The organism is Thermoflexibacter ruber (assembly GCF_900113045.1).
GTDB classification, from domain to species: Bacteria; Bacteroidota; Bacteroidia; order Cytophagales; family Thermoflexibacteraceae; genus Thermoflexibacter; species Thermoflexibacter ruber.
Window position 1 is genome coordinate 35,327 of the sequence record NZ_FONY01000031.1, and the last position, 25,570, is coordinate 60,896.

The 25,570-nt window shown below is 37.1% G+C and carries 26 protein-coding genes; 10 read left to right on the top strand and 16 right to left on the bottom strand.

Features of this window, described 5'->3' with window-relative positions:
- The first annotated feature begins 45 nt into the window (after window positions 1-45).
- From BM141_RS16075 to BM141_RS16085, 4 genes are all read left to right on the top strand, one after another.
- Entirely contained in the window at window positions 46-441 is a 396-nt protein-coding gene (locus BM141_RS16075) for a hypothetical protein (protein ID WP_143090956.1), read from the top strand.
- Between the two features lie 500 nt (window positions 442-941).
- On the top strand, window positions 942-1,112 hold the full coding sequence (locus tag BM141_RS23030; RefSeq protein ID WP_177217413.1) for a hypothetical protein: 171 nt from the start codon (window positions 942-944) through the stop codon (window positions 1,110-1,112).
- Between the two features lie 72 nt (window positions 1,113-1,184).
- Window positions 1,185-1,757 carry an exosortase K gene (xrtK, locus tag BM141_RS16080; protein ID WP_091548490.1) on the top strand — a complete coding sequence of 191 codons (573 nt, stop codon included), beginning with the start codon at window positions 1,185-1,187 and terminating at the stop codon, window positions 1,755-1,757.
- A 108-nt stretch (window positions 1,758-1,865) separates the two neighbouring features.
- Window positions 1,866-2,051: a helix-turn-helix domain-containing protein gene (locus tag BM141_RS16085; RefSeq protein WP_091548522.1), complete on the top strand. Its 186-nt coding sequence runs from the start codon at window positions 1,866-1,868 to the stop codon at window positions 2,049-2,051.
- A 109-nt stretch (window positions 2,052-2,160) separates the two neighbouring features.
- On the opposite strand, the gene upp is transcribed toward BM141_RS16085, so the two are convergent.
- Both upp and BM141_RS16095 read right to left on the bottom strand, forming a co-directional pair.
- Window positions 2,161-2,805, bottom strand: coding sequence for a uracil phosphoribosyltransferase (gene upp, locus BM141_RS16090; RefSeq protein ID WP_091548491.1), 645 nt, complete (start codon window positions 2,803-2,805; stop codon window positions 2,161-2,163).
- Window positions 2,806-2,822: 17 nt separating this feature from the next.
- The gene (locus tag BM141_RS16095; protein WP_091548492.1) at window positions 2,823-3,716 is read right to left on the bottom strand and encodes a nuclear transport factor 2 family protein; all 894 of its coding nucleotides are present in this window, start codon (window positions 3,714-3,716) and stop codon (window positions 2,823-2,825) included.
- 301 nt (window positions 3,717-4,017) lie between these two features.
- Between BM141_RS16095 and BM141_RS16100 the strand changes: the two genes are divergently transcribed.
- From BM141_RS16100 to BM141_RS16115, 4 genes are all read left to right on the top strand, one after another.
- The gene (locus BM141_RS16100) at window positions 4,018-4,863 is read left to right on the top strand and encodes a phytanoyl-CoA dioxygenase family protein (RefSeq protein ID WP_091548493.1); all 846 of its coding nucleotides are present in this window, start codon (window positions 4,018-4,020) and stop codon (window positions 4,861-4,863) included.
- Between the two features lie 33 nt (window positions 4,864-4,896).
- Window positions 4,897-6,759 (top strand): gamma-glutamyltransferase family protein, encoded by a 1,863-nt coding sequence (locus tag BM141_RS16105; RefSeq protein ID WP_091548494.1) that lies wholly within the window; start codon window positions 4,897-4,899, stop codon window positions 6,757-6,759.
- 54 nt (window positions 6,760-6,813) lie between these two features.
- Window positions 6,814-7,677 carry an alpha/beta hydrolase gene (locus BM141_RS16110; protein WP_091548495.1) on the top strand — a complete coding sequence of 288 codons (864 nt, stop codon included), beginning with the start codon at window positions 6,814-6,816 and terminating at the stop codon, window positions 7,675-7,677.
- A gap of 88 nt (window positions 7,678-7,765) precedes the next feature.
- Window positions 7,766-8,290: a TRAP transporter small permease subunit gene (locus BM141_RS16115; protein WP_091548496.1), complete on the top strand. Its 525-nt coding sequence runs from the start codon at window positions 7,766-7,768 to the stop codon at window positions 8,288-8,290.
- Window positions 8,291-8,314: 24 nt separating this feature from the next.
- On the opposite strand, the gene BM141_RS16120 is transcribed toward BM141_RS16115, so the two are convergent.
- The 10 genes from BM141_RS16120 to BM141_RS16165 form a co-directional block, all read right to left on the bottom strand.
- Complete coding sequence (locus BM141_RS16120; RefSeq protein ID WP_091548497.1) at window positions 8,315-10,120, bottom strand: MutS-related protein; 1,806 nt, start codon at window positions 10,118-10,120, stop codon at window positions 8,315-8,317.
- 32 nt (window positions 10,121-10,152) lie between these two features.
- Window positions 10,153-10,650 carry a TlpA family protein disulfide reductase gene (locus BM141_RS16125; protein WP_221407693.1) on the bottom strand — a complete coding sequence of 166 codons (498 nt, stop codon included), beginning with the start codon at window positions 10,648-10,650 and terminating at the stop codon, window positions 10,153-10,155.
- A gap of 56 nt (window positions 10,651-10,706) precedes the next feature.
- Window positions 10,707-11,819 carry a DUF5700 domain-containing putative Zn-dependent protease gene (locus BM141_RS16130; RefSeq protein WP_091548499.1) on the bottom strand — a complete coding sequence of 371 codons (1,113 nt, stop codon included), beginning with the start codon at window positions 11,817-11,819 and terminating at the stop codon, window positions 10,707-10,709.
- A gap of 274 nt (window positions 11,820-12,093) precedes the next feature.
- Window positions 12,094-12,708, bottom strand: coding sequence for a hypothetical protein (locus BM141_RS16135; protein WP_091548500.1), 615 nt, complete (start codon window positions 12,706-12,708; stop codon window positions 12,094-12,096).
- A 21-nt stretch (window positions 12,709-12,729) separates the two neighbouring features.
- A complete protein-coding gene (locus BM141_RS16140; RefSeq protein WP_091548501.1) occupies window positions 12,730-13,380 on the bottom strand; it encodes a DUF2306 domain-containing protein in 651 nt (216 codons plus the stop codon).
- Window positions 13,381-13,425: 45 nt separating this feature from the next.
- Window positions 13,426-13,977, bottom strand: coding sequence for an SRPBCC family protein (locus BM141_RS16145; RefSeq protein ID WP_091548502.1), 552 nt, complete (start codon window positions 13,975-13,977; stop codon window positions 13,426-13,428).
- A gap of 96 nt (window positions 13,978-14,073) precedes the next feature.
- Window positions 14,074-15,384, bottom strand: a complete 1,311-nt coding sequence (locus BM141_RS16150; RefSeq protein WP_091548503.1) for a hypothetical protein — start codon at window positions 15,382-15,384, stop codon at window positions 14,074-14,076.
- 22 nt (window positions 15,385-15,406) lie between these two features.
- The gene (locus tag BM141_RS16155; protein ID WP_091548504.1) at window positions 15,407-16,021 is read right to left on the bottom strand and encodes an NAD(P)-dependent oxidoreductase; all 615 of its coding nucleotides are present in this window, start codon (window positions 16,019-16,021) and stop codon (window positions 15,407-15,409) included.
- A 21-nt stretch (window positions 16,022-16,042) separates the two neighbouring features.
- Window positions 16,043-16,585 carry a cupin domain-containing protein gene (locus BM141_RS16160; protein WP_091548505.1) on the bottom strand — a complete coding sequence of 181 codons (543 nt, stop codon included), beginning with the start codon at window positions 16,583-16,585 and terminating at the stop codon, window positions 16,043-16,045.
- A gap of 44 nt (window positions 16,586-16,629) precedes the next feature.
- Window positions 16,630-17,142 carry a cupin domain-containing protein gene (locus BM141_RS16165; protein ID WP_091548506.1) on the bottom strand — a complete coding sequence of 171 codons (513 nt, stop codon included), beginning with the start codon at window positions 17,140-17,142 and terminating at the stop codon, window positions 16,630-16,632.
- Window positions 17,143-17,244: 102 nt separating this feature from the next.
- On the opposite strand from BM141_RS16165, the gene BM141_RS16170 reads away from it, so the two are divergent.
- On the top strand, window positions 17,245-17,691 hold the full coding sequence (locus BM141_RS16170; RefSeq protein ID WP_091548507.1) for a MarR family winged helix-turn-helix transcriptional regulator: 447 nt from the start codon (window positions 17,245-17,247) through the stop codon (window positions 17,689-17,691).
- Window positions 17,692-17,799: 108 nt separating this feature from the next.
- Here BM141_RS16170 and BM141_RS16175 read toward each other — a convergent pair whose 3' ends face one another.
- Entirely contained in the window at window positions 17,800-18,462 is a 663-nt protein-coding gene (locus tag BM141_RS16175; protein WP_091548523.1) for a peroxiredoxin, read from the bottom strand.
- Window positions 18,463-18,857: 395 nt separating this feature from the next.
- On the opposite strand from BM141_RS16175, the gene BM141_RS16180 reads away from it, so the two are divergent.
- Entirely contained in the window at window positions 18,858-21,359 is a 2,502-nt protein-coding gene (locus tag BM141_RS16180) for a PIG-L family deacetylase (protein ID WP_245764086.1), read from the top strand.
- A 51-nt stretch (window positions 21,360-21,410) separates the two neighbouring features.
- Here BM141_RS16180 and BM141_RS16185 read toward each other — a convergent pair whose 3' ends face one another.
- From BM141_RS16185 to BM141_RS16195, 3 genes are all read right to left on the bottom strand, one after another.
- Entirely contained in the window at window positions 21,411-22,676 is a 1,266-nt protein-coding gene (locus BM141_RS16185; RefSeq protein ID WP_177217415.1) for a T9SS type A sorting domain-containing protein, read from the bottom strand.
- A 21-nt stretch (window positions 22,677-22,697) separates the two neighbouring features.
- Window positions 22,698-23,279, bottom strand: coding sequence for a hypothetical protein (locus BM141_RS16190; protein ID WP_091548510.1), 582 nt, complete (start codon window positions 23,277-23,279; stop codon window positions 22,698-22,700).
- Window positions 23,280-23,532: 253 nt separating this feature from the next.
- A complete protein-coding gene (locus tag BM141_RS16195; RefSeq protein ID WP_091548511.1) occupies window positions 23,533-25,536 on the bottom strand; it encodes a T9SS type A sorting domain-containing protein in 2,004 nt (667 codons plus the stop codon).
- Window positions 25,537-25,570: the final 34 nt, after the last annotated feature.

The following is a 25,570-nucleotide window of genomic DNA, read 5'->3' on the forward strand; positions in this document are numbered from 1 at the left end:
TATCAGACTTTCAAATGTAGTGAAAAAAATAAAATTGATAAAATTATGCTTAAAAACGAATGGCTTTTATTATTTGCTTTGCTATTGCTGGCTGGTTGTGAACACGCACCTCTGAATGGAAGATACTATACTCAGAACAATATGCTTGAGGTAGCACCACTGAGCCATGAGCGATTTGCTTTCCAAATCATTGCTACTGCCTCCCGACAGACAAAGTACATTAGTGGAAAGGCTATCCATGTAAGCAGTAGCCAATATTTTTACGAAGGAGAAAAGCAAAATTTACTTTTTGAGTTTGAGGATAACTACGTGAGAGTTACACAGATAGACAATGACAAGTCTTCCTCTTATAAGCACTTTGAAGGAACTTATTTGTTTATTAATCCTGCAAAGTTACACGAACCCACAGAGAATATCATGCGAGTAAGTCATCACCAATAAGTTAAAAATAAATAAAAATAATTAAGTTTTTTTATTTTGTTTTCACGAAAAATTTATTATTTTTGGGTATCTGAATAATTAATTTTTACGTTATTACAAACAAATATATCAGGTTTTCAAAACTTGACATGCTTAGACGTAAGATAGAAATACTATCATCAATCTTTAAACCCAAAATGAATATTGTATGAGAATATAAAAAAAAGGACTTATCATATCTCTCTGCAGGTAGAGGAGTAGCAGGGCGATATGAACTAATGGAGTACACAGCTGCATTAGCCCAAAGTAAACGCTAAGTAAAAGTTTGTCTAAGATAAGACATACCAGCCACTCAACTTTGTTTAGCGTATAAAAAGCAGAAAAACAACGGTTTTGAATCGTTTTAAGATTTTAGTAATAAATATTAAATCTTTAAAAGTTTTAAGATTCAAATTTCTTTAAACCTCAATAGGTATTTTAAAAAGTACAAAATCTTTTTGAGAATTAAATTTGTTTGAAAAATGGCACTTAAAAATTTTAAACCCAATAAATCAAAAAAGAACGGAAAGTTCAAAGGTTACGAAGAGGAAGGTTTCCCAAAAATGAAAACTCCAACCAAAGGAATCAAGGAAAAATTCAGCAAAAATAAATGGCAAGATTACTTAGTTAATAACGAAGAGGATGATGAGTAGTCTTTAAAAATCTGAAATTCAATATGGTTCTACTGATAAAAAAGTAGAACCTTTTTTGTTTAGTAAAAGAAAATGGACGTTCATACAAACAAAAGAAGTTCTAAAAAAATAATAGACCTGTTCAGTTCCTTGCTTTATCACTTGCCTTTTTTGTGTATAGGGCTGGGAATCAAATATTTTTACTCTGTAGCCAACAATGAGCAGCTTAATTTTATTCTTTACCCTACGCACCTGCTTGTAGAGATGTGGACAGGCAGTCAAGGGATTTTTGAGGCAGAAAAGGGCTATGTTTTTTCTCTATTAGGCATTTGCATTGATAAGTCTTGTGCAGGACTAAACTTCTGGGTCATTGCCTTTCTCTCAGGAGGTTTTGCATGGGCTATGAGGAATCCTCGCCTCAAAGGCTTGCCTTTTTATTTGCTTTTTTTGCTTTGTATCACCTTTTTAATTACTATTTTTACAAATAGCTCTCGGATTTTTATAGCTGTCATTTCCTTAAAAACTTTCCCTAATTTAGCAAGGCTCACTTGGTTCCACGAAGCACTGGGGACTTTTGTTTTTATCAATGCCTTGCTTCTTTTTTATTTGGGTATTTCTTACTTTATAAATAAAGTACAATTTTATCGCCTTAATCTAAAATCCTAAATGCTAACTTTGGTATGTTGTTTAGGATACATACTGTAAGTAGCTTTGTTTTATTGTAATTTCATCAATGAAACAAAAAGAGATTTTAATAAAATTTGGGCAACGGGTATGAGAATTAAGGAAAGAAAAAAACTTTCACAAGAAGAACTCTCATTCAAAGCTGACTTACATAGAACTTATATAGGAATGATAGAGCATGCCGAGAAAAATATAACCCTTAGTAACATTGAGAAAATTGCAAATGCCTTAGAAATAAGTATAGACAATTTACCAAAGTTTGACAATGGGAAGTAACGCAAATCGTCTTAGAAAGAAATGGCAACTTGATAGTGGCAATCGTACAAAAAATGCAGAAAGGAATTATTTTCTTTACTTGCCAATAATACGTTGAGCATCAAAAAATTCACAGCTTCTCCCCAAATGCCAAATCTCCCGCATCACCCAATCCCGGAACGATGTAGAACTTCTTATTTAACTCCGCATCTATCTCGCCTACCCAAATTTTGGCATGGGGAATCTGGGAACTAAGGTGATGAATGCCCTCACGACTTGCTATGACAGAAGCGATATGGACTGACAAAGGGGCACCATAGCTGAGAAGTTGCTTATAGGCTAAAACGATGGACTTCCCCGTAGCGAGCATAGGGTCTATGATAATCAAAGATTTTTCATGGAGATTGGGAACGGCAGAATAGTGCAGTTCTATATCAAACTGCTCATCTTCTTTGGTTTTTCCTCTGAAAGCACCTATAAATGCGCTTTCGGAAGAGTCAAAAAATCGCAAAAAGCCTTGATAAAAAGGAAAACCTGCTCGCATAATACAAGCCAAAATAGGGTAGGACTTAGGTAAATGCGTATGGGCTACTCCTAAGGGAGTTGTAATTTTTTCTACTTGATAGTCAAGTGTTTTAGAAATCTCATAGGCTAAAACTTCTCCCACTCGCTCCAAGTTATGCCGAAATCTTGCTTTGTCTTTTTGTATTTCTTGGTGACGCAACTCTGCCAAGAATTGGTTGGCTATGCTATTCTGCTCGACAAGTACAAACATAAATCGTATAGAAGTGCTTACTTTTTTGCTAATTTTTTAGATTTTATTTCTTGGCAGTTTTCTTGGAAGTAGTGTAGAATGACCTTTTCAAGTACCTCTTGCTTGGTTCTGCTCTTGCCTAAACTTTGAATAGACAGTCCGCTCGTTCCTGAGCTAACCGTTGTTGCTGTTTGCGGAGCTACGTCAGTAAATAACTCTGAGGAAAGTTCCCAACGATATACTTTGTCATCTACTCTTACTTTGCGTATGCGTACATCTCCTTCGTTTACCTCCTCGAAAGATACCTTGCTTTTTTTCTCCTCATAGCCTTTGCCCGCAGGAATCATAGTATTGGTTTCAAAGGAGTTATTAGGTAGCTCTGCATATTCGCAGTAACACTCACCCACAAACTTATGGTCTTCTATGGTGGCAGTGGTATAGTGTATAATTTTCCATTCCTCTTTTTGCCTTTTGAATGCCAGCGTTACTGTTTCTGTACCTTTTGCCCACATCTTTTTTTGTCTATGAATATCATAGTCAGCTGTATAAGTTACTACACCCATATCTCCGTTTACATACGTTCTAATAATACCTGTAAGCCTATATCCTAAAATAATACCTCTTTGTGTTGCCTCTTTGAGTTTGTCTAAGTAATCCTCAAAACCCTTATAGTCGCTTTTAAATTTAAGTACATTTTTACTGATATTAGTATTGGTAAGCAAAGCTGAAACACTTTTATCCATGTACTTCAGCACGCTTTCTTTGTCTAAGGTTTTGGAAAAATTGTTATAGGTGCTAATAAATTCCTTCGTCAAATTATTCAAGGTATCTGCCGTAGTAGGTATTTTTTTGACTTGTGAAAAAACATCATCAGTATAAAGAAAAACAGATAATAAATTGATTAGCAATACTTTAAAAACAATGTTTTTCATAAAAAATGGGGTAATGATTAAAGAATATATGTTTTAATAACAACTAATGTAAAAAAATATTATAACTTAGGAAAATTTAATATTTCTTTTTATGTGATAAATTTCTTTTCCCTTGTAAATTTAACTATTTTCGTTTTGTTTTAATCTCAAAAATATTTGTCAAATCTTACAACTTAGGTTATACTCACCCGTAACAGGTTTGCAAAACCCGTCACGGGTAAAAGATGAGGTAAGTATGTTTTATCAGATTAAAGATATAAGTTTGTCTTTATTGGATACATAAACCAAAAACATAGTAAATATGAAATTCAATTCTTTTACAAGTAAACATCTTCCTGATTTTGAGAAAGACGGCTATGTCATTATCAAAAACTTTTTGAGCAAAGAGGAAGTAGATATGATGTACCAAACGGCTATTGCAGATGATTCGGTAGGGAAAAACTCTATCGATTTGAATGATACGCAAGGTTTTAAAACTCGCCTTGCCCTCTGGTACACCCCAGGTGAAGATATTTACAGTATGTATAGCCGATGCGAGCGTGTAGTAGAGGCAGCAGAACTCATTTTAGGAGGACAGGTGGGGCATTACCACTCCAAACTCATGCAAAAAGAACCTAAAAAAGGGGGAGCGTGGGAATGGCATCAGGACTACGGCTACTGGTACAACAATGGATTTCTGTTCCCTCAAATGGTAAGTATTATGGTAGCACTTACAGAAGCGACCAAAGAGAATGGTTGTATGCAGGTAATCAAAGGCTCTCACAAAATGGAAAGAGTGAATCACAACATGAGCGGTGAGCAGGTAGGGGCAGATATGGAAAAAGTCAATGTTGCTTTGGAAAGAATGGAGCTTGTTTATGTAGAATTAGAGCCGGGAGATGCCTTATTTTTCCATTGCAATCTTTTGCACCGGTCCAATGCTAACCTTAGCGAGAAGGCGAGATGGTCGCTAATCTCAGTGTATAACTTACTGACTAATGTACCTTATAAACCAGAACCTCCTTCTTGTTATACTCCTATCAAAAAAGTAGCAAATGATGCTATCTTAAAGGCTGGCGGAGTGGGTTTTGGTAAAAATACTGACTTTTTGTCAAGAGAAATAGACATGAAATTCAAAGAAGAAACAGTAGTAAAAGCCCAATATTAACTTTCTTTCATTTCCATATAAATCATTACCATTATGAAGCAAAGTCTTACTTTATCATGGCTATTAGCAGTTGCTTTTTTTGCACATAGCCAATCATTTAACAATCTTCCTGTCAATACACAAAAACCTCCTTTGCATGGCAGACATTGGATGGCAATTACAGGAAAGCCCTTAGCCGCTACGGCAGGAGCGATGATTTTTACCAAAGGAGGTAATGCCGTTGATGCTTCCTGTGCGATGTTAGCCGCTACCTGTACTATGTGGGACGTGCTAAGCTGGGGAGGCGAAACGCAGGCATTGATTTACAATCCCAAAACAAAAAAAGTCATTGCTATCAATGCTTTAGGGGTTGCGCCTACGGGAGCTACTCCAGAGTTTTTCAAAGGGAAAGGCATGAAGTACCCACCAGAGTATGGTCCTTTGGCAGCAGTAACGCCCGGTACTCCCGGCGGACTCATGGTCATGTTAGCTGAGTTTGGGACGATGAGCCTCAAAGAAGTACTTGCTCCTGCCATGCAGATGGCAGAGGGCTACCCCATAGAAGCACAAACGGCAAACTCCATAGAAAGAGGAAAAGAGCAAATAAAGCAGTGGAAATATTCTACTAAGGTTTTTCTCCCTCATTTGGGCGAAAAAAGAGAAGCCCCTAATGCAGGCGAAATTTTTGTGCAAAAAGACTTATTAGAAACCTTAAAAAAGTTAGTAGAAGCAGAGCAGGAGGCTTTGAAAAAAGGGAAAAATAGAAAAGAGGCTATCTATGCTGCTTATGATAGATTTTACAAAGGAGATATTGCCAAAGAGTTTGCCAGAGGTTGCCAAGAGCAGGGAGGGTTAATTACAGAACAGGACTTAGCCAACTGGAAAGTAAAAATAGAAGAGCCTCTAATGACTACCTATAAGGGAATAGAAGTCTATAAACTCCAGCAGTGGACACAAGGTCCTGCCATGCTCCAAACCCTCAATATCTTGGAAAATTTTGACTTGAAAAGTATGGGCTACAACTCTACTCGCTATATTCATACGCTTTACCAAGCGATGAACTTAGCTTTTGCTGATAGAGATTTTTACTATGGCGACCCTGCTTTCCCACCTGATGAGCCAATAAAAGGCTTGCTTTCCAAAGAATATGCGAAAGAGAGAGCTAAACTCATCAATCCAGACAGAAATGACCCCAATGCCAAACCCGGCGACCCTTATCCTTTTGAGGGGAAAACAAATCCTTATTTGACTTTATTAGAAAAATGGGGAACTGCTCATTTGCATAAGCCTACAAGTCAAAATCCTTTAGACGAAAATTTTTTAGAGGAATTTGCGGCAGGAACTACCTCAGTAGAAGCAGCAGACAAGGAAGGCTGGGTGGTATCCATTACGCCCAGTGGTGGGTGGGTGCCAGCCTGCATCGCAGGGAATACTGGAATAGGCATGAGCCAACGCATGCAGTCTTTTGTTTTAGATGAAAAAGAAAACCCGTTCAATGTAGTGGCACCGGGCAAGCGTCCAAGAGTAACCCTTACGCCGAGCATGGCATTGAAAGACGGAAAACCCTTCCTTTCTTTTGCCAAGCAGGCAGGAGATGAGCAAGACCAGTTGCTGATTCAGTTTTTTCTGAACATGGTAGAGTTTAATATGACCGTACAAGAGGCTTGCGAAGCCCCAAGTTTTAAGACCTACCAAATGTATTCCAGTTTTGGCAAGCACGAAAAAGCAGTAGGCTCACTGACGCTAAATAGTGAGATGCCTGCTTGGATAAGAAAAGAACTCTCCCGCATGGGCTATAAAATTACCTACCAAGACCGCACAAGCGGTCCCATCAATGCGATTTATTTTGATTGGGAAAATGGAAGTTTTTGGGGAGGCTCGAGCAATCATGGAGAAGACTATGGAATAGGCTGGTAATTAGATATTAAAAAAATTATTTTTCTTTCTTTAACCTTTAAAAATGCTAAACTAATGTCAAGGCTCATTTTATTTATCACTGCTTTTATGCTCTTGTGTGTAGCCAAAGCACAAACAGGGAAAGTTTTTGATGACTTAGCCCTCCCAAGTAAGATTCTCAATAGTGAAAGAAAATATGCGGTCTATTTACCCCCAGACTATGAAACCTCAAACCGCAAGTACCCTGTATTGTACCTTTTGCATGGAGCAGGCGATGACCAGACGGGTTGGGTACAATTTGGTGAAGTACTCCACATCGCAGACAAAGCAATCCGCGAAGGCAAAGCAACGCCTATGGTTATCATCATGCCCGATGCAAATACAGGACAAAGAGGTTACTACAACTCTCCCGATGGAAAATGGAGATATGAAGATTTTTTCTTTGAGGAGTTGATGCCTTTTGTTGAGAAAAAATATAGAATCAAAAGTGAAAAACGCTATCGTGCTATTGCAGGACTGTCTATGGGAGGAGGAGGAACTTTTGTGTATGCCTTGCATCGCCCTGACTTGTTCTCCTCTGCCTGTCCGCTGAGTGCGTATGCAGGGCCGCTAAGTGTGGAGGATACTAAACAAATGTTTGAACGCAGGGGGGTTAAAGACTACAAAGAAAGTGATGTAGAGCCTTATTTCAAGCAATATGGCGTATTGCCTTTGATAGAAAATATCAAAGAACAAGACAAAAAAGCAGTACGTTGGTACATAGACTGTGGAGATGACGATTTTTTGTACGAAGGCAACTCTTTGGTACATATTGCAATGAAGAAAAAAGAAATTCCACACGAGTTCAGGATACGTAACGGTGGACATACTTGGACGTATTGGCGAGAATCGCTACCAGAAGTTTTATCTTTTATTTCTGATGCTTTTCATCAATATTAGACTTCTTACTAAAGCCTCTAATTTCCCCTCTCAAAAGGGGAGGGGAAAGAGGCTGTAAAAATTGCTTTTGAAATAAATCTCTTAAACTATGCTTAAGTTTTTATCTTACTCAGCCAAGCAGATAGACGCACTTAACGAAAGAATAGGTCGCATTACGGCTTGGTTGACTACTTTGCTGGTCTTGTTATTTTGCTATGATGTACTGATGAGGTACGTATTTAACGCTACCAATGTAGCTATTTTTGAATTGGAGTGGCATTTGTTTGCTATCATTTTTTTAGTAGGTGCTGGCTATACGCTCAAACATGACCGCCACGTCAGAGTAGATGTACTTTATGCCAAATTTCCACCAAAGAAAAAAGCATACATCAATTTGTTAGGTTGCTTACTATTCTTGTTACCTTTTTGTTTCATTATTTTCAAAGGAGCAATTCCCTATATCCAGCTGTCATGGCGAATAGGCGAGGGGTCTTCTGATGCGGGAGGACTACCTTATCGCTTTGTTATCAAGTCTTTCATGTTTTTAGGTTTTGCATTACTTAGTTTGCAAGCTATCTCTATGGCTTTCAAGTCCTTATTGATTATTTTTGAGGAAAATCAAGTAGAAAAGTGAGAGCAGGGATTAGACTGATTTGCTCTACTCTATCTCTATGCCTATCATTTTCATCAATACACTTGCATTAAAACTTTGGCAAACGCCTTCGGAAAGTTGATAAGGAAAATGTAGTTGATTATCAATCAACTCACTATTAAAACTGTAATTGTTGATGTAGGCAGGATTTTCTTTGGCTAACTCTCCTAATGCCAAATCGTGGGTAGAAACTAAGCCCGACAGCTTGGATTTGTGCAATTGGCGTATTAGTCCTTTGGCTCCTTTATTGCGGTCTTCAGAGTTTGTCCCTTTCAGTATTTCATCTAACAAAAACAGCATAGGAGGCTCATGATTCAGCTTGTCCAATAGTAGCCTAATGCGTTTGAGTTCTGCGTAAAAAGAAGATACACTTTCGCTGAGTGAATCATGCGTTCTCATGCTTGTAAATGTTTGTAAAACACAAATTTGCATCTCATTGGCGCAAACTGGTGCCCCTGCCAAAGCCAATACTGCATTGATGCCAACTGTTCTAAGAAAAGTACTTTTCCCTGACATATTAGAGCCAGTAATTATATGAATGGTGCCTCTATCGGCTAAGGAAAAATCATTGCTTACTCGCTTAGAAAAATGAATGAGCGGGTGTCCTAAATTCTTTGCTTTGTACAAAAACTGTTTTTCTTCTATGCTTGGAAAAGCATAGTTGGGGTGCAAGATATGAAAGCAAGCCAAGCTATTCAATGCTTCTAATGCTGCTACGGCTTCAAACCATTGCTTGGCTTCCTTCTGATAGGCTTTTTTCCAACTTTCTAAACGAATTAAAAAATGTAAGTCCCACAGCAAAGGAATGTTGATGAAAGCAAAAAAGTAAGGATTTTGACGAAACTCTAAATTAGCTATCAGAGAAGATAGCTTTTTTATTGCTTTGGAAACCAATATTTTGTCGTGTCTAAGACTGTTTTTTATTTGCTTATTTTTCTCGCTCTCAAATTCTTCTTGCTCTATCAAACCTATTAGCTTGCCTACTGCCTGAACGGTGGTCAAGAGAGGAGAAACCTCTGCCAAAGTATTTTTTACCCATTCACTTACTTTTCCTAATACAAAGACGTTGAGCAAGAAAGGCAAAGCTATCCACAACAAAGGCAAGTCAAAAATAGCAATAATAAGAAGCGTACTTACAAAAAGGAAAGGCAATACTAAGCTAATAAGTTTAAAAATCTGATTATTAGTTAGTTGATTGTCTTTTACTACCCAAGCCCAAAACTTTTCTACTTCTAAGGCTTCTTGCTTAAAAGCCAAACCACTTGCCTCAAAATTTTGCAAAAAATCTATTTTCTGACCTAATTCTCTCACTGCCTCCTGTCTTGACCTAATTTCCTGAGCATCTGCACTATGGCTAAGCCAATCTGCCAATACTTGCTTGCCCAAAGGCGTTACCGTATGCGTAAGATATTGAAAAAGAGAGTTTTTTCCAAAAATATCTAAGTCTGCTGAGTAAGAATGAGTTTCGTCAAAAAACTCTGCCCCGTCATTTTCAAATTCATCAAACTTCCCTTCTAAGCGTTTGATTTCCTTTTCGTTAATGAGTTTTAAAAATTGGAAATGCTTTTTTTGAGCAATAATTTTTTGATGCGTTTTTACTAAAAAAATAAAAATAGGGAGAGCGACTAAAAAGGTAAGTGCGGTATAAATAGCGTCTCGCTCATTGGCAAACCATATTACTAAAATTAGGGCAACTACAAAAAAAACAGTACGCGCCCAAGAATAGTTATTGTCTTGTTTTTGAAATACTTGGACTTGTTGATGAAAATAATTAGCTCGTTGTTGAAAGAAATTGCTTAGGTCTGGATTCATATAATTGGGTTTAGTAGTTTTAGCGGCTACTTTTATTTATCAAGTTTTTCTAATTCTCTTAATACTTCTACATAATTACTTGGTTTAGGGATATTTTCCAAAATATTTCCAAATTTATCTAAAATAATATAAGTTGGGTAAATGAGTGCCAACTCGCCAGAACTTTTTAGAGGTCTTGCAAATTTTTGTTTGATGTCTGCTTTTAATTTATCGTTCATGCGTATATGATATCCACTCAACTTGTTCTTGAGTACTATTTCTTTCCATTTAGGCTCATCTTTAGGTTTGTCGCCTGAGATGTAAAGCAATACGATATTGTTAGCTTTTGCATATTCCTGCAAAGGTTGCTTGTATTTAAATTCTCGGCGACAGGGTGCGCACCAAGTAGCCCAAATGTCCACATAAACTACCCGCTCTCTGAACATCTGCTTGAGGCTATCAAAGCTCGAGATGTTGTCTTTGATAAACACTACTGATTCTTCAGCATCTGAGATAGTGGGTTTGTTAGCTTGGGCTGTGCAAATCTGCATCACAAAAATAAAGCTTATCAAAAAAAATGTAATTCTTTTGCTGATAAGATTGATTTTTAGAAAATTGTAGTTGTCCATTTGCTTAATTTTATGGTATTTTTGAGTCTTATTTTTTCAACGGAGCGATTGTAATAGGCAAGTAGGTACTTAGGATTCTCCATGACATAAAAAAGTTTTTTCTTACCGAAAGCCTGATATACTGCACCAAAAAGTTCTGCTCCTAAAAAATAGGCTCTTCCTTTGTAGCCACTTAGCCAATACTGGTGCATATAGAATTGTATGCTGTCCTTATTGTATTCGCCTGCATATATCTTTGCCAAATCTGATTCAAAGCGTTCAAATAGTTTTTTTTCTTGCAAAGTATAATCTTTCCAAATATTGGCAACTCTGGTATCCCAATTTCTTATCCTTGTTTTCCGCACTTTAGGAACAAAACCTCCTGGCATATTATCTACAAACTTGGTTGCTGTGCCTTCTGCTACAAAAGTCATCAAATAAGTATAGGCAAGAGAGTCTTTATTGCTTTTGAAAGAGATTGATTGAGGATTTAGACCAAGGTGGTGAGATTCATGAGAAATTACGTCAATGAGTTTCTGAACATCAATATTCCCTTTGTCGTCTCTGTCCAATTGGAAAAAATCGTAGCCCTGACTTCCATTAATAGCAAATGCAGGACTACCTCCATTCGGGTGAATAAAAAAGTAGAAATCGGGAATTTGCATAGAGGAAGGTAGCCATTTTTGGGCATATTTGACTCCCTTTTGTATCAAAACAGCAAGATTTGTTTTTTCTAAAAGAAGAACATCTCTATTAAACTGCTCTATATTTTCAAATGCTTTCTTCCAGAATACTAACATTGCGTCTGCCCTTTGATTTTCTCCTTGTGTGTACTCATTTGGATATTTTAGGGATAATATCATTCGCTTAAATGTATTTTCAGGAAGGTGATTGGGTCGCCAACTGCGATTGTAGTGTTGGAACATGGTTTGATAAGCTTTGGAAGCTAATACATTGTTGATCTGTTGCTCTATCTCTGTCTTTTCTTTGCCTGATTTCATGGCTTCCAATACTCCAAAAATTGCCTTGCAAGCAGAAATATCTGTTTCTACTTTTTGGGCATAGCCGTTTAAACCGCATATAATTATCAGTGTTAGAATGTAATACTTCATTATGATTATCTATTGAATTTATTTTATAAGCAGGTCTAACGCATTTAATTTTACCTTTATCATATCTTTACTAAAAAAATTGCATGGTATAAGATTCTATTCGTAGGTGCTAAATATTAAGTAAATAGACAAAACAAATGCAGATTTATATTTATGCGAATCTGTTGCTCTTCAATTACTTAGAATCGCATAAATGCAATTTTAAAATTGTATTTGTTCTTAGTAAAGAATTGATTAAATATTTTTTTAAAATTTAGATATAACCAATTAAAAACTAATCTTTAAGAATATACTCCTTCGCTTTACCATTTTTATCAAAAACTTTAAATGAAGGTACGCCCAAACTGTCAACCATTAATATGATTTTAGGCTTACCCTCAGGGTCATTAATTGACAAAAAAGCATCCTTTTTATCAGTACTTAGGCTGATTCTTTCAGGTCCACTTGTACCAACTTTTAATATATCTGCGCCTAATGGAATACGTTCCGCTATTGAAAACCCCGCACCATAACTTTTTCCGTTTTTAGTTTCGAACATACTAAAACCCAATGCTTCTGAGTTAGAATAGTCAAATATCATTTTTGTCATATTTGCTTTGGGGATATCGAGAATGCCAATTCCACCACATTCATCACCGTTTTTCTTATAAAATACCATTCCAGAAGGAGCAACACTCCTTTCAAATTCTTTCCCATTCAATATTGGCAAGGGAAATTTTTCTTGATTGGAAATTACAATTACATTTTTACCATTATTATCAACAATGTTTATGCGTTTGACAGAAATTTCCTCAAAACTTTCTTTCAAATTTTTAAAAGAAAATAGCATGATTGCTATTAAAATTGATGACAGGATAATGTAAACATTAATTACAGTTTGATTTTTCATGACTTAATAATTTATTTTCGGTTAAAATTTATTTTGAAAAATGACTTTTTTACTTTGAATAATTATCTCACAAATTAGCAAAGGAATAGACCAGCATACCCATGCCGCAATATTTCCACTATCTATATGGCTTACTTGCAAGACCTGTTCTAAGGTGCCAAATACCATTCGGAAAAGGATAAAACCACAAGTTACTACATAGCTTCTGAGTACCCACTCTTTGTGTTGGCTGATTTGTTTATTGATGATAGCTACAAAAGCCATCACGGAAGTGGAGAGCCACGCAAAAGCCAGTCCAAGCAAACCAATCCCAAACGTAATGTAGCCTCTGTCTATAATGGCATGAAAAACAGAAAGATATATACTTGCCAAAGCAGATAACAATACAGAAATGAAGTATAGCCTCCCCAAAAAGCGATGAAAATATTTGTTTCTTTTGCTTAGTGAGGTATAAAACTGCGATATACCTGTTAATAATGCGACAATACCAAAAAGAATATGAGCCAATAATGCTCCTGTAAATGGTCTTATTTTCTCTGTGTCATAGACAGGAGAGTTTATGTCGAAATAGGGCAAGGCATTGTTGATAATGAATACAAAAGAAAACAAAACGACAAAGCCCAATAACAAGTAAAACCTTATACCTCTTTGATAATTTACTATCTCTTTCATGGTAAATATGGAGTTTTAGTTAAGATTAAATCTATCGATATATTTTTATAAGATTTTATTATTCAAGATATTATGAGGGAAGGTAGGGGCTGGTGGTGGTGGAATCCTTTTCCTTTCAGCTTCCGAAGTAGCTTTTCTCCTTCTAAGTTCCAATTCCAGACTTGTCAAGCCTTTTGACATAGCCCATTCATGATTCGCAGAGAAAATGGGCTTCATCAAAAAAGAGAGGTATTTGAGCAGGGGTTTTTCTGCCTCTATTTTCCAATCGTATATAATATTACAATACGCTCCGTCTTGCTCAAAAGTCCATACGCCACGCCCTACAAAATCTCCAAAAGCCTCCAACACAAATCCATGAGGAAAATTAGTTTCTACTACTCTGAATTTCCACCGCAAAGTATAAGGAAGAAAACCTTTGGTATAAAGTTCTACTACCTTGCCTACACCCCCTTTTTGCCCCTTGTCTATTACCTTCAAATCAAGATAAACAGAACACCACCAACGGGTTAGCTCTTCTACTTGCTCTAACGTATGATATACTTCTTCTTGGTTAGCGACTACGCGCCATTGAGTGATAAAATGATATGATTTAGACATAAAAGTATGAGTTTAATAAATTTGATTTTGCAAATGTAGAGCGAAGCTATGCTCACTTCACTGCTCACTTTGTGTCTATTACCTGTTTAAAAATGATTATTTGTTAAAAGGTTTTTCGCTTATCCAATGGAAGCCTCTGTTGAGGATTAAATACTTTTCCTGTTCTATGAGGTATGCCTTGATAAATACACTATCCCTGCCAACATTGCCAATGAGTTCCATCTGCCCTCCTTGACTTTTATGATAATATAGAGTACTTATATGCGTAGTATCACTTGGATTAGTTAAAAACTTGACAGCATATTTTGCACTATCAAAATCGATAATTGGGAATCTTTGTAAGCTATCTTTCATATCTCTTACTGATAACACTTTGGGATAACTTAGCACTATCTTGTTCCAAACGCTTGTATCTCCTTTCAGCATAGGAATCGTATCATTATTTCGAATAAAAATCCCTACATCATATACTCCATACAAAGGGTGCTGACTGCGTTGTTTTACTTCATCAAAATAGAAAGAGTATGCGTCTGTCGTAAAAACAAAAAGCAGATAGGCTATGTAGCTGTATTTGAATACAATAGCCGTAATTCTTTGCTTTTTGCCCATGAATAGCTCTATACTTGTTTCTGGCTTTGTTTCCTGATGAAAAAAGAATAGATTGACTAAGCTCTTACGGGCATTCAGCAAGAGAAAGACAGCAATAAATAGATAATTAGTAGAGTTAATTTTTACAGGAATGTCATAACAAAAATTAAATACGACGACTCCCATCAATACAATTACAGCAAGCAAAGCTCCAAGTGTTGTCGTTTTTCTGAACAAGAGCAACAAGCCACTCAGCACCTCTAAAACACCCGTAAACACCTGAAAAGCAGGAGATGACCCCATAAAAGCCCAAGCAATTCCCATTGGAGAAAAATGACCGTAGGGCTGCGTAAGTTGTATGGGCGTAAGTGGAGGCATTTGAGAAGGAAATACTTTGGCAAAACCATAAGATAATAGTATTGCACCCAAAAAATACCGTAAATATATACGCAGTATTTCGTACAGTTTATTGTGTGATGAGTATTTCTTAGCTATCAAAAACCATATCAATGCAGATAGCAATGCCAATAGCAAAAACACTACCTGCCTGATGTAAAAGAAAACTTGGTCGCCGCTCCCACTATTATAATTGGGTTCATGGTATCCCAACTTGAATATTGCTTCGCCAACAAAAGAAACAAAGCTATCTTGTGCAGAATAATAATGTCCCAAGATACCATCAACGAAGGGAATAATGCCATCAAATACCTGCGGGAAGGCATACAGAAAATAATAACTAAACAAAAAATAAAAGCCAAATTTTTTTATCTTAGCCCAAGCATGAGTATTCTCTACAGCTTTAAAACTACTTGGCAACATAATTTTAATTTAAGACATAATATTAATTTGAAATGCTAACCTGTGATTTAATGTATTTATTATTTTTAACCTCTTCCATGATAAAATGAACTAAATCACCACAGTTAATCGTCCAACCCTTGGGAGCATAATTTTCATGAACAGCGTAGTTATGTGTAGCTGGATTAGGCAATATCTGAGGTGGGCAGACCAAGGTATAGTCCATGCCACTTTTCTTTAAATGCGCCAATACGCCCAAATGACCTAAGGTAAACCTTAACAATTCAAGCGGAAAATGCTCACCCTCATAGAGTTTTTGGGTTTCGGATATTTGAAGAATGCCCGCCCCTCCAAGCACAATCAACCTACTTAGTCCTTTGTTATTCATCGCTTTAATGATGTTTTCTATATAGGTGATTCTTTCATCAATCGTGTTTGCTGACAAGGCAGATACGACTAAGGCATCTTCCTCTAAAACACGTTCTACCTGTTCCAAAGAACTCACATCACCCAAGACGGTTTCTAACAAAGAGTGCATCATCTTCAATTTAGCAGGATTTCTAACCAATGTTTTGACATGAAACCCTCTATGAATAGCTTGTTGGAGTATTTCAGAGCCGACAAAACCTGTCGCTCCAAAAAGAATAATTTTTTTCATTTTTGTTTCTAAACTTTGAATTTAAAATTTTACATATTTTTTAGCCAATTGTTGGTCAATCTGAAACAATCTTGCTATTAGAGCTTGAAACCTAAGCATTGGCTCAAATAGACTGCGCCAACCTCTCAGATTGCTTTCACTCAACACAAAAAGCCAACTTAAAATAAAAGGATTTTTTGGAATTCCTTTTTTTCCACATTTTCCATCTCTTGCCAACCCATAAGCGATTTGTAGTGCCTGCTCAAAACCTCTATTGGCAGGGACAATTTCTACCATGAATTTGCAACTTTGCCCACTTCTATTTTGAAATAAATGATTCACCAGCTTATTCGCAGTAGCCGAATCACCTTCTGACAAGGTATATAGTTGATTATTTAGCTGTACTTGTACCTTGCCCTCAAGGCAGGTAAATTTTTCGGAGTAGGTTTTATGATAGTGCAGACCTACCCCACCTCCATTAGCAAGTTCTACTTCTAATAAGGTAAACTCTCCTTTGGTTTCCTCTGAAGTTTTTAAGAAAGTTACATAGTCTTTCTGTAGAGGATTATAAATTCTTCGGTTCATAATTTCATCTTCAAATTATTAGTAAAAAAGATAAGCTGGACTTTTTAAATCCGAAAACCTAATACTTTCCCTAGAGTTGCCATAAAACTCATAACAAAGTCAGGAGGCTCTACACTTGATAAAGAATCTTTATATTTCCTGAATACCATAGACATATAAATTAGAGAAGAAAAGTCTTTGGTACTTTTTATTTTTTCTTGCTTAATTATTCTTTCAAAATCATACATCATTGAAGTAAAAGTCCCTTGAGGGCTAATAAAATACTTAAAATAAGTATCTGATTCAGAAGTGTTTTTGTAAGTATGGGCTGTATTCCGTGGTATAAAAATACTTTCTCCTTTTTTAATAACTTCCCACCTATTCTCTTTATACACATCTAATTGTCCCTCAACTACTTCTAATATTTCATCTTGGAGATTATGCTTGTGTATGGGCGGTCCTGCTGTTTTAGCGCGTATTAGTACCGTTCCGTTTTCAGCGTTGGGCTGGTCATTGACAATCATGATTTGAGAATTGAAGACCTTACCGTGGTCTATATTTGCTTTAAAGTCTAACATAAAAGTTCAAATTTTTATACAAAAGTAAAATCATTTTACTAAATTTGCAATAGTTATTTAGATTTTTTGTAAAATTATTTTACTAATTATAACCTAATAAAAATGAATAATGTTGATAGTGAGCATATTGGTAGGCTTGTAAGAAATATATACCATGCTGTATTGGACGAATCAGATAAACAGCTCAAAGCAAAAGGGTATCCTGAGTTGGACAGCTCCTATAGCGTAGTATTTCAGTACATAGGAGAAGGAGCGAGAGCTACTGAGATAGCATCCAAAGGTAGAACAAGCAAGCAGAATATCAAATATCTACTCGATATGATGGAAAAAAAAGGCTATGTAAAAAGAAAACAAGATTTAACCGATGGTAGAGCATGGATTTTTGAACTTACACAACTCGGCAAGGAATACAGAAATGAAGGGCTGAAAATTATTGCTGAGATTGAAAAACAATGGGCTAAGGCTTTAGGGAAAAATGAGTATATTCAATTAAAAAAGTATTTGACGGTACTTAATCAAATCATTGAACAAAAATCTCCTACCTATTGAGTTCTTGGCATATATTATTTGTATGTAATTCCTTTGGTATAAGGTTTATTAAAAGCCTTGATTTTGAGTAAATCAAGGCTTTAATTATTTTTTACTATTGACAAAACACTACCTTTTCGGCTGAGGCACTACGCGAAGATAAGGCTTCAGTGTTTTCCAACCCTCTGGGTATTTTTCTCTGGCTTCTGCATCGGATACTGCCGTAGAAATGATGACATCTTCCCCGTCGTTCCAGTTGGCAGGGGTCGCTACTTTATGCTCGGCGGTAAGCTGCAAGGAATCCAAAGCACGCAAGATTTCGTAAAAATTGCGTCCTGTGGTCATCGGGTAGGTGATTTGCAATTTTATTTTTTTGTCAGGGCTGATAACGAACACTGAGCGAACAGTCTGATTGCTTACTGCGGTTCTTCCTTCGGAAGTCCCTGCCTCCTCGGCGGGTAGCATATCATAGAGTTTAGCTACCTTCAAATCGGTATCCCCAATCATTGGGTAATTGACGGCATAGCCTTGCGTTTCTTCTATGTCTTTTTCCCATCTCAAATGGCTCTCCACCGGGTCGACACTCAGTCCTATTACTTTGCAGTTGCGTTTTTCAAACTCAGGTTGTAACTTTGCCATGAAGCCCAACTCTGTAGTACAAACAGGCGTAAAGTCTTTGGGGTGAGAAAACAAAATAGCCCAGCTATCGCCAATCCATTCATGAAAATTGATAGTACCTTGCGTAGTTTCCGCAGTAAAATTGGGTGCTATGTCATTGATTCTTAGACTCATAGTTTTAAAATTTTGTAAAAAGTAAAATTGTTTGTTTCTTAAACTATACTTATAACTGACAGGTTTCACAAACCTGCCAGAGGTAAAAGATTCTGTCAGTTGTCCATAGATGTTTCTTAAACTATACTTATAACTGACAGGTTTCACAAACCCGTCAGTTGTAAATGAAGCTCGTGTATCTTACAAATTTATCGGATTTATCTTTTTAGCCCAAATCAAACAGTAAGAAAGTATAGCTTTAAGGCAAAATTAACCTTCCATTTGCAAAATCAGAAATTTTTATCTATTTTTAAGATTCAAATAATAAGTGCTTTATGATACAATCAGAGCCAATTATTAATATTCCTAATCCTGATTAACTAACTATAAAACCTTTCAAAACCCTGATAATGATGATGAAAAAATTACTACTTGCATTGGCAACTTGCTGCCTATTCTTACAAATTTATGCCCAGCCCAATAGCACTAAATCTGCCAGCCAAATCCAAATGGATTTGAAAAAGCTCACTGTCTTAGGCTCTGTGCTGTATATTGCGGCACACCCTGACGATGAGAACACACGATTGATAGCTTACATGGCAAAGCATGAGTGCTATGAAACAGCTTACTTGGCTTTGACGCGTGGTGATGGGGGACAGAATTTGATAGGGAGCGAGCAGGGTGAACTCTTAGGTTTGATTCGAACCCAAGAACTTTTAGCAGCCAGAGCATTAGACGGCGGAAGGCAGTTTTTCACCAGAGCCAATGATTTTGGTTTTTCTAAAAATCCCAACGAAACACTCAGGATTTGGGACAAGAATCAGGTAGTTGCTGACATGGTTTGGGTCATTCGCAAGTGGAAACCCGATGTGCTGATTACTCGATTCCCTACCGACGGAAGCGGGGGACATGGGCATCATACTTCTTCTGCCCTTTTAGCCGAAGAGGTTTTCAAATACGCCTCCGACCCTACTATGTTTCCTGAGCAACTCCAATACGTAACCACTTGGCAACCAAAGCGATTGTACTGGAACAAGTGGATAAGAGATAGCAAAGAAGATTTGAGCAAGTACCTCAAAGTCGATACGGGAATTTTCAATCCTTTGCTTGGACAGTCTTATTTCGACTTGGCAATGGAAAGTCGCACTCAGCATAAAAGTCAGGGTTTTGGCTCAGGGAAAATCAGAGGAAAGCAACCCGAATACTTGCAATACATCATGGGCGACTCGGCAAAAGAGCATATCATGGAAGGAGTAAACACGACTTGGGGTCGCATCAAAGGAGGAGAAGTCGTAGGGAATCTGCTCAACGAAGCCTACAAAAACTTCAGTCCTTTGAATCCCTCTTTGGTCTTGCCAAGATTGATTGCTGCCCGCAAAGAAATAGCCAATCTACTTGCGAAAACCAATGACCCTACAGAAATGTATTGGCTGAAAACCAAAAATGCAGAATTAGACGAAGCAATAAAAAACTGTGCAGGTATATGGTTTGAAATCACAGCCAACGACTATACGGCAAGCCCAGGAGATTCTGTCAATGCCACTTTGAGGATAATCAATCGCTCTAATGCTCACGTAAAACTCAAAAAAATAGACCTTTCTTTTGACGAAGAAAGTAACCAGCCCGAAGGAAGTGAAAGCAAAGCGGTAGATTATAATTTAGCAGAAAATACCTTGTTAGAAATCAATCGCAAAGTAGTATTGAGCAGAAAATCTGAGATTTCACAACCCTATTGGCTCAGAAAACCTGTCATCAAAGGAATGTACCAAGTAGATGAACAAGAAATGATAGGTCTGCCAGAAAAACCCCAAGAGCAGTTTGCAAGTATAGATTTGGACATTGAGGGCGAAGTTTTTAGCTATACTACGCCTTTGATGTATAAATGGACGCACAGAGTAGATGGGGAGCTATACCGCAGTTTTGAAGTAGTCCCCGAGGTCATGGCAAATATCAAATTTCCTACCTACATTTTTACAGAAAATTTGAGCAAAGAAGTAGCTGTAACCCTCAAAGCAGGGAAAAAGAATGCAAGCGGCACTTTGAGCTTAGACTTGCCACAAGGTTGGAGAAGCGAACCGCAACAGGTGAACTTTAACTTGAGCAAGAAAGATGAAGAACTATTGGTAAGTTTTAAAGTATTCCCACCCAAAAATGCCAGCAATGCTACTGCCAAAGTAAAAATCAACGGGGCTGATGCTGTGGGCATTACACGCTTGGAGTATGACCATATTCCTTACCAAGTTATTTTTCCAAGAGCCGAATTTAAGTTGGTAAAATTAGACGTAATCAACAAGGCAAAAAATGTGGGCTTTTACGTTTCCGAAGCGGGAGATGAAACCCCTAATGCCTTGCGTCAGTTGGGCTGTCAGGTGGTAGAAATTACTGATGACAACTTTGAAGCCTTAGATTTGAGCCAGTTTGATGCCATAGTAACGGGGGTAAGAGCCTACAACACCCGCCAAAGACTCAAATACCACAATCCTAAAATGCTCGAATACGTAAAAAATGGAGGCGTTTTGATAGTGCAGTACAATGTAAGTTTTGGCTTAGTAACCAATGAGATAGGTCCTTATCCTTTTAAAATTTCTCGTGATAGAGTTACTGAAGAAGATGCCCTCATTGCTTTCAACAAGGAAACCCCCTTGCTCAATTTCCCCAATAAGATTACCAAAGAAGACTTTGACGGCTGGGTGCAGGAGCGTGGCTTGTACTTTGCATCAGATTGGGATAGCAAGTACGACACCCCTTTCATTACGCAGGATACAGGCGAGCAGGCGAAAAAAGGAATCCAAATCTCAGCCCAATACGGCAAAGGAGTATTCATTTATACAGGATTTTCTTGGTTTAGGCAGTTGCCTGCGGGCGTGTCGGGAGCATATCGCTTGTTTGCCAATATGATTTCGGCAGGAAAGAAATAATAACTTACTTATCGTTTCAAACTTGGGGAAACTTTGAAACGATAAAAAACACTAATTCGTACTTGCTGATTTACTTATGATTATCTGATGTTTCTCTATTTCCTTCCCATACAAGATGTGCAGGTAGTAAGTGCCTTCTTTCAGTCCTTTGACATCAAAAGAAATCTTCTTTTCCTTGTTTTGGTTTTTGCCCTCTCTGACTACTTTGCCGTCTTGGTCTAAGAGCTTTGCCTCAAAGTCTACCTTAGCGGCAATTGTCAAATTCTTGTTTTCTTCGGTAGGGACTGCCGTAATATCTAAAATATCGGAGGTAGGATTGGGACTATACACAAAGCGGAAGCCTGAGTTGCTGCATACATTGACAGTAAACATTCTCCAATCGCTCCAAAGCCCACAAATATTTCTTACCCTTACCCGCATATTGGCAATGCCACCTACACAGCCATTCGAGAGATACGCAGTAGCAGTAATGCCAGACTGAGAAACATAGACGCTACTTGATAGCGATTGCCATTCTACTTGGTCTATGTTTTGAGAATTAGGAGTAGAGGAAATGAAAGAACCGTTGTAGATGACAGCAAGGTTTATCCCTGAGCCAGTAGATATATTCCACGCTTGCTCTACTTTTATATCTTCACCCACAGTGCCAGTAATTAAATTCACTACTTGTCCTGTATTTTTAACATTCCATTGCAGATTAAAATAGGGGTCTGAGGTAGCTGTTTTGATAAAAAGATGATAATTGGGGTGAGCAAATTCAAACTTACCTGTTTCTAAAAACTGATTAGATAAATCTAATGTATGTGTTGATGAGTGTTTGTTAATAGTCAGAATATATACTAAAGGGTCATACTCATACTGCACAATTTTTTCAATGTTTTTAGCCTTAGCCAATTGTTCTAAAAAAGCCAATGAAGTTGTCTTTTTCAACTTAACAATCAACTCATTGGTAAGTCCACCCAAAGACGTTCCCTCTGGACCTACTAATACAGGGCTGGCATAAAGTACACTTTCTTCCTTTAATAAATCTTTTACTAATCTTATAGCATCATCAGCTGTTTTGTCTTCTTTCAAAGATAATATTCTGGTATGAGGCATCTCATCATTGCTGGCTAAAAGTCCATTTAAAGAAATTTTAGCTAAGGTTTGTTTTTTTCTATCTTCAGTAAGATTAGGCACAAACCATACTAATACTTTTTCGGGAGAAACAGTCAGTATTGTTTTTTGTTTATTGGAAGAATAAACAGCATATTCTTGAGAATAAATACATTGGCTAAAAGAAACAAATAAGATAATGCTTGTGATTAACTTTTTCATGGATTTCATAAATGACGTTTTTTAAAAGAATTTTTGATAAATTTTGTATTTGATTTTTGAATGAGAAGGTATTTTGGGGACAAGAGCAAAATAGTTAGCATTAGGAACTATGATAGAAGTCGCACCTAAAACAAACTCTATCGTAAAAACATAATCATCACAATACTTAATGAGTTTCATACTTTTAACGCGAGGAGGTCCCACACAAAAAACAACTCCTGTCAGCAAACTATATTTTTCAAAATCTATTTTGGGTAGAGAAACTACTTGCCCGTTGCTTAGAGTAGGACATTGATTTACTAACTTATGATATTCTTCTTCGGTATTTATAATATAACTCTTATGCGTTCCACTATCATAAGTGCCATCTTTGACTGTGCTATCTGAGTAGCCACACTTTGGTAAGCTGTCATTTTCGTATAAAAACTTAACTACTACTTCACTGCTATCTTTGCAATTAGGATTAGGAATGATTATTTCCGCTTTTGTATCGTCTTGGGAGGAAGATTCTTTTTCTGGCACGACTTCCTGCTCTCCTTTCCCACAAGCCCATGCTGCAAACAGGGCAGTGGCAAATAAAAAATATGCGATTAATCTTTTCATAAAAATTGAGGTTTAAAATTTTACTTTTGCCTACTTTCTTTCAGGCGTTTCGGCGGTAGCCTTGGGTGGCTACAATAATATAGCATTTTTTCCGAGATTCCCACCACTTTGGCGGAGATTTTTTCCTTGAGAGTGCAAGCCACTCATAGCCAAAAAGTTGCAAAGAGGTTTTTTAGCATATTTTAATAGCTTTTAAGATTAATTAACTATTTTTCAGAAACAAGCGTTTCAAACTTTGAAACGCTAAAAAACACTAATTCGTACTTACTGATTTACTTATGATTATCTGATGCTTTTCCAGTTCCTTTCCATGCAAGATGTGCAGGTAGTAAGTCCCTTCTTTCAGTCCTTTGACATCAAAAGAAAGCTTATTTTCCTTGTTTTGGTTTTTGCCTTCTCTGACTACCTTGCCGTCTTGGTCTAAGAGCTTTGCCTCAAAGTCTATCTCAGTGGCTATTGTGAAGTCCTTATTTTCTTCGGTTGGCACTGCGGTAATGGTCAGTACCTCAGAGGTGGGATTAGGACTGTAAATGAAGCGAAAGCCACTACATACATTCACATAGAATACATACCACTCACTCCAACCTGCACAGTTGCGTATTCTTACTCTCAACTGTGCAGGAAGCCCAGATAAACTATTTGCATAAGCGGTTGCTGTAACGCCACCATTAATTTGATTACCAACTATATATACATTACCAGAGGTAGGTGCCCACTCTATCTGCGTGATTCCAAAAGGAAGGGGATAACTAACATTGGCACTTAAATTTACCCCATTATATATCAGCCCAAGATTCAAACCAGCAGAACAAACGGTCATGCCTTGTCCTGAAACTGAGATAAGAGAAGAAGAGGGTAGATTAGGATTAGTAGTTGATGCTGAGCCTGCCAATATTGTATTCGTATATTGAGGGTTGATATTATCAGGGTCAAGCCAATCTTTCAAACGGGTAGAAGGAGTACCACCACCATTCCATGATTGGTCAAAACGTCCATAAATAGAGGTACCTAAATTCTGGCAATTTGGATTAGAACTCACAGGGACTCCTGCAAGCTGTCCCACTATTCTTCTGTTCCCATCAAACAGAGCGGAGCCAGAAGAACCTGATTCTGTGAAGCCTGATGTCCAACTAATTGAAGTTGACCATGAATTTTGAGAACTGAAGTTCCCAAAGTTAATTTTCATAACATCCCCCCTTGGATGGTGAATACCCGTAAATGTTCCATTTGAGGGATTATCTCTTGTCCAACCTAAAAAATGAATCCCTCTCGCATTTAAGGACGCTATTGTAAATCCCTGATTTGATAAGTTTAATTCTAATAATGCAAAATCTGAATCAAACCATAAAGAACGCAATGTACAGCCATTAAGTGTAAAAATATTTGACAAAGGTTCTGGCTCATTTGTGTTATTGCATTGTGTTCTTCTATAACGAAATCGGAAGACACCAAAAGACTGTAAGTTTTGTTGAATGTCAAATACAGCATGATAAGCAGTTAAGAAAAAAGGTTTCCATGTTTGACAAACATCGTTAATTAAAGCCCCTGTAAAGATTCCCCCGCCTGCTACAACCCTTGCGACAGCACTACCTTCATTTGCCCAACTACTTTCACAAGCAATATCTCTTTGACAGGAGGCAGATGTATTGTAGTTCTCTGTTCTACCATTAGAAATACTTTGTTTAGCTTCACTTAAAGCATCTTTATAGCCATGCACTACTTTGGCAATGCTCAATTGCGTTTTACCTTTTTGAGAGGTGGGTTCAAAAAGTTCCAAAATGCTCATATCTCCACTTATTAAATCCGTGCCAAGTGTATTATTTTTATTATTTACAATAGAAGTAATAGGTCCCATGACTGTAGAGCTATCGCGATTGTAAATGAGTAAATTTGCTCCTTCTGGCAAGCGGAATTTATCAAAAGCAAGGTTGATAGACAACGCTTTTGGAGAATGAATAACCAATTTCCACACTCTGCCTTTGGGCGTATTAAACCAAGTGCCTGAATTGCCGAGATTCAAGTTTACATCTATCTCTTTCCCAAATACAAAAACACCCTTGGTTTCCCCTTTTAATGCCTTTTCTTTTTCCTCTTCAGCCAGAATTGTGGCAACATCTACTGTGGGCATAGTTTCAGTAGCAACATTGGCAAGCGTGTTTTTATGCAATTGTTTAGGTTTAAAACCTTGAATATCAATCTGTGCTTTTGCTGAAAAAACAGCAAAAAGGAGTACCATTATCAATGAAAATAGTTTCATGATTTGTTATTTTTTTAGATTAAATAATTGATTA

Coding starts and splice junctions, on each gene's coding strand:
- BM141_RS16075 (WP_143090956.1), top strand. CDS start 46: ATGCTTAAAAACGAATGGCTTTTATTATTTGCTTTGCTATTGCTGGCT.
- BM141_RS23030 (WP_177217413.1), top strand. CDS start 942: ATGGCACTTAAAAATTTTAAACCCAATAAATCAAAAAAGAACGGAAAG.
- xrtK (WP_091548490.1), top strand. CDS start 1,185: ATGGACGTTCATACAAACAAAAGAAGTTCTAAAAAAATAATAGACCTG.
- BM141_RS16085 (WP_091548522.1), top strand. CDS start 1,866: ATGAGAATTAAGGAAAGAAAAAAACTTTCACAAGAAGAACTCTCATTC.
- upp (WP_091548491.1), bottom strand. CDS start 2,805: ATGTTTGTACTTGTCGAGCAGAATAGCATAGCCAACCAATTCTTGGCA.
- BM141_RS16095 (WP_091548492.1), bottom strand. CDS start 3,716: ATGAAAAACATTGTTTTTAAAGTATTGCTAATCAATTTATTATCTGTT.
- BM141_RS16100 (WP_091548493.1), top strand. CDS start 4,018: ATGAAATTCAATTCTTTTACAAGTAAACATCTTCCTGATTTTGAGAAA.
- BM141_RS16105 (WP_091548494.1), top strand. CDS start 4,897: ATGAAGCAAAGTCTTACTTTATCATGGCTATTAGCAGTTGCTTTTTTT.
- BM141_RS16110 (WP_091548495.1), top strand. CDS start 6,814: ATGTCAAGGCTCATTTTATTTATCACTGCTTTTATGCTCTTGTGTGTA.
- BM141_RS16115 (WP_091548496.1), top strand. CDS start 7,766: ATGCTTAAGTTTTTATCTTACTCAGCCAAGCAGATAGACGCACTTAAC.
- BM141_RS16120 (WP_091548497.1), bottom strand. CDS start 10,120: ATGAATCCAGACCTAAGCAATTTCTTTCAACAACGAGCTAATTATTTT.
- BM141_RS16125 (WP_221407693.1), bottom strand. CDS start 10,650: ATGCAGATTTGCACAGCCCAAGCTAACAAACCCACTATCTCAGATGCT.
- BM141_RS16130 (WP_091548499.1), bottom strand. CDS start 11,819: ATGAAGTATTACATTCTAACACTGATAATTATATGCGGTTTAAACGGC.
- BM141_RS16135 (WP_091548500.1), bottom strand. CDS start 12,708: ATGAAAAATCAAACTGTAATTAATGTTTACATTATCCTGTCATCAATT.
- BM141_RS16140 (WP_091548501.1), bottom strand. CDS start 13,380: ATGAAAGAGATAGTAAATTATCAAAGAGGTATAAGGTTTTACTTGTTA.
- BM141_RS16145 (WP_091548502.1), bottom strand. CDS start 13,977: ATGTCTAAATCATATCATTTTATCACTCAATGGCGCGTAGTCGCTAAC.
- BM141_RS16150 (WP_091548503.1), bottom strand. CDS start 15,384: ATGTTGCCAAGTAGTTTTAAAGCTGTAGAGAATACTCATGCTTGGGCT.
- BM141_RS16155 (WP_091548504.1), bottom strand. CDS start 16,021: ATGAAAAAAATTATTCTTTTTGGAGCGACAGGTTTTGTCGGCTCTGAA.
- BM141_RS16160 (WP_091548505.1), bottom strand. CDS start 16,585: ATGAACCGAAGAATTTATAATCCTCTACAGAAAGACTATGTAACTTTC.
- BM141_RS16165 (WP_091548506.1), bottom strand. CDS start 17,142: ATGTTAGACTTTAAAGCAAATATAGACCACGGTAAGGTCTTCAATTCT.
- BM141_RS16170 (WP_091548507.1), top strand. CDS start 17,245: ATGAATAATGTTGATAGTGAGCATATTGGTAGGCTTGTAAGAAATATA.
- BM141_RS16175 (WP_091548523.1), bottom strand. CDS start 18,462: ATGAGTCTAAGAATCAATGACATAGCACCCAATTTTACTGCGGAAACT.
- BM141_RS16180 (WP_245764086.1), top strand. CDS start 18,858: ATGAAAAAATTACTACTTGCATTGGCAACTTGCTGCCTATTCTTACAA.
- BM141_RS16185 (WP_177217415.1), bottom strand. CDS start 22,676: ATGAAAAAGTTAATCACAAGCATTATCTTATTTGTTTCTTTTAGCCAA.
- BM141_RS16190 (WP_091548510.1), bottom strand. CDS start 23,279: ATGAAAAGATTAATCGCATATTTTTTATTTGCCACTGCCCTGTTTGCA.
- BM141_RS16195 (WP_091548511.1), bottom strand. CDS start 25,536: ATGAAACTATTTTCATTGATAATGGTACTCCTTTTTGCTGTTTTTTCA.